General features: G+C 58.4%; 5 protein-coding genes. 4 read left to right on the top strand and 1 reads right to left on the bottom strand.

Annotated elements, in window-relative coordinates; translation table 11 throughout:
* The coding region (locus tag ACIQ2E_RS15295; RefSeq protein WP_398332373.1) for a hypothetical protein at nt 1-197 on the bottom strand (197 nt) is incomplete at its 3' end.
* 23 nt (nt 198-220) lie between these two features.
* Here ACIQ2E_RS15295 and ACIQ2E_RS15300 point away from each other — a divergent pair.
* The 4 genes from ACIQ2E_RS15300 to ACIQ2E_RS15315 all read left to right on the top strand — a co-directional run.
* The gene (locus tag ACIQ2E_RS15300; protein ID WP_398332375.1) at nt 221-691 is read left to right on the top strand and encodes a GNAT family N-acetyltransferase; all 471 of its coding nucleotides are present in this window, start codon (nt 221-223) and stop codon (nt 689-691) included.
* Between the two features lie 138 nt (nt 692-829).
* Nucleotides 830-1,300 carry a DUF4275 family protein gene (locus tag ACIQ2E_RS15305; protein ID WP_398332377.1) on the top strand — a complete coding sequence of 157 codons (471 nt, stop codon included), beginning with the start codon at nt 830-832 and terminating at the stop codon, nt 1,298-1,300.
* An 811-nt stretch (nt 1,301-2,111) separates the two neighbouring features.
* Nucleotides 2,112-2,528: a hypothetical protein gene (locus ACIQ2E_RS15310; protein WP_398332379.1), complete on the top strand. Its 417-nt coding sequence runs from the start codon at nt 2,112-2,114 to the stop codon at nt 2,526-2,528.
* Between the two features lie 129 nt (nt 2,529-2,657).
* Nucleotides 2,658-2,980, top strand: a 323-nt coding sequence (locus ACIQ2E_RS15315; RefSeq protein WP_398332381.1) for a hypothetical protein, incomplete at its 3' end; no start/stop codon positions are given.

Below are 2,980 nucleotides of genomic sequence, written 5' to 3' on the forward strand. Positions count from 1 at the left end.
GGAACTATCGATCCAGCGGTCTGCTGCGCAAACTTGGCTTCGTGCTTGCAAACGAAGAGCTGACCGCTCGACATCGGGATGAGATTGACGAGATAGTTATGGTCAAACCACTTGTCGCTACGCATGCAGCCTAACCCCCGGTCATCCAGCCGTGCAGCAGCGTTCGCCGCCCGCTGCCGCACGCAGGTAAGCTTCACGTTAGGCAGCCGTCTGAGTGCCAATGCAAATCGAAATTGATGATCCGTCTCGTGCAGACGTATATGCCCTCCTCGAAGAGCATCTTCGCAACATGCACGAGCTCTCGCCACCCGAGAGCGTTCACGCACTTGATGTCTCGCGCCTGAAAGTCCCGGACATCACCTTCTGGACTGTCCGAGATGGAGAGCAGTTGCTTGGCTGTGGCGCGCTCAAACAGCTTTCATCAGACCACGGCGAAATCAAGTCCATGCGTACACCCTTGGCGCTACGCCGCAGGGGAGCGGGGCGAGCCGTTTTGAATCACATCCTGTCTGTGGCAAAACAGCGTGGCTACACCCGACTGAGCCTTGAAACCGGTCCAGCGGCCTCATTCGGTGCTGCCCACACGCTGTATAAAAGTGCTGGCTTTATGGAGTGTGGCCCCTTCGGTGACTACAAGCTCGATCCGTACAGCGTCTTTATGACCCTTGATCTCACAAATGAGGCTGCGTAACCCATCGTTGAATCGGACGCGCCCCGGCTCGGCTGCGCCGGGTCTAGTTTCAAACTTGACCGGCTTCGCAACGCCGGCGCACGCCGGTTAGCTTCACGTTAGGCGTCACAGAACGAACACCTTGGTTCTCCATTTGCCATGAAGACGAAGCCATTGCTTTTCGGACCGGGTACTGTGTCGCGACAGTTCTCCGCTGGCGAAGCCTTGCAAGTCGTCGAGAGTTGGCTTGGTGCCTTCGGCCGCAACAGGGAAGGTATAGATGCAGATGCGTTCCTTTGGCACATCTTTAGCGCAGGGCGGTATCCCAGCGAGGGCGGGCTCGCTGCCAGAGCAAGCTACGAACAACAGGTCGCGCACGAGTACGTCGTCCTATCAAACGACCGCCAAGTCGTGTTTACCACCAATCAACGCCCCGAGACCTGCTCGCTCACCGACTACTACGTCTTTCCTCCTAACTTGGCATGGACCATGGCGTTCACGCACGAGGATGGATGGCTAGGACCTTACTTCGCTCGGCATCGAAACTTCGAAGCTCTCGATCGAGAGAACGCCGCAAGGGTTCGCAAGGAGCGCGAAGCGCAAGCAGCACAACTCAGAGGTTGGCGCTAATGTGCGGCCTAACCCCTCGCTCAAGCCGACCCGCTAAGGCAGGCACTGTAAGTGTTGGGCTGAGGCACATGGTGCATCATCTCAGCCCAGCCATACAGCGCCTGCCTACGCGGGCGGCTTAGCTCGAACATTAGACCTCATGAGACAGCAGTTCAGTTCAACCGAGTTGGTCCTCTATCGGGCTGTGGACGAAGTACTCCACTACGTCTGGGACCCAATTGGGGTGGCCGGTGCCCCAGAAGCTCGAGACGAGTACTGCGGCCATCTTCCTAATGTCTATGGCTTGGTGAGGGATGCTCGAGACGCAGCTGCCATCGCCCAGTATTTGACCCAGGCCGTTGAGGCAACGGGTCTTTCGGCGAATTCGGAGCGCGACTTGAAAGTCGCGCGGATTCTGGTCCACTGGAGGGAGGTCTTTTGTGTGCGTGATGTCTAACTGGTCGTTCGACATGGACACGCACCGGCAGGGCGCCGCTAGGCCCCCAGTTGATCGTTAGACATCACAAGCGGGCTGCCGTACATCCGCAAACTCACCACAGACACAACGCGCCATGCCGCAACACATCAGGGCCTTCTTTGAGGCGTACCGAAACGCCTTCAATGACTTGGACGGACAAGCGGTGGCCAACCTCTACGCCGAACCTTCAGGGATCGCGAAGGACGCCGTCTACACACACTGGCCAAATCGCGACCGGACGTGCAACAGCGTTCGTCGCACAGGCCTCGTTGCATTCTGGCCCTGTCGCCCGCACGCCGGTTAGCTTCACGTTAGGCCGCGTAAACATCCCGCAGGTTCACAAAGGAGAGAAACGTGAGCACGAAGACCTTTCGCACCCTGCTTCTCATCTCACTGGCGCTGACCGCAGTCGCCAACACCCTCGACGCCTTGTTTCCAGAACTCTTGCTTGAACCCCATCGCGCGGCAGTCGAAGCGCAGACACAAGCTGGCCTTGGTGGTCATGCTGGAGCGTGGCTCTCGCTCTTCGTCATGCTCCAGATCGCTGGTGTCATATCTGCTGCTGGTCTGTGGTGCGGAGCTCGATGGGGTGCTTGGCTCGGTGTCAGCGCGACCCTTGTGGGTCTTTTCGCCATGCCACTGCTAGGCTCATACGTCTTGTCAGATCTGGCCTTGAGCATCGCGCAGCTCGCGGTCGGCCTTTGGTTCGTTGTGCTCGCGTCTGCACTCACCGGCCTTCGCAAGCAGCCAAGCACATTGAGCGCGGCCTAACACGCCGATCAACCTCACACGCAGCGGCATGCAGCCACTGTATGGTGGGGTTCGCTTCGCTCACTCTACCTCGCGAGCCAGCAGCCGCATGCCGCTGCGTGCAGGTTATGGGTAACTTTAGGCTGAACCATGGCATTGATCACCGAACGACTTCGCAGGTGCCTTCGAGACCCGATCGTCTTGAGGGTCTGCATCTTCATCTACGGCGGCCTGTTCGTTTGTCTCGGTCTGGCCCTCTTCTTGTACGCACCCATATCACCCGACTGGGTCCTCATCAGCGTCAGCGCGGGTTGCGCGGCACTGGGGTCTTCGATGCTCTACACGTCTGTGTGGGGTCGCAGACAACTGCTGCAAAAGATCATGAATGGCTTCTCATACAGCGAAATCCTGGGAGTCCTGCTCTTTCTCGCTGTCTTCGTGGTCGCAATCCCGATTTCATCGGCTATCAGGCC

Origin of the sequence: Vulcanococcus sp. (assembly GCF_044369115.1) — a bacterium.
In the GTDB taxonomy this organism is placed as follows: Bacteria; Cyanobacteriota; Cyanobacteriia; order PCC-6307; family Cyanobiaceae; genus Vulcanococcus.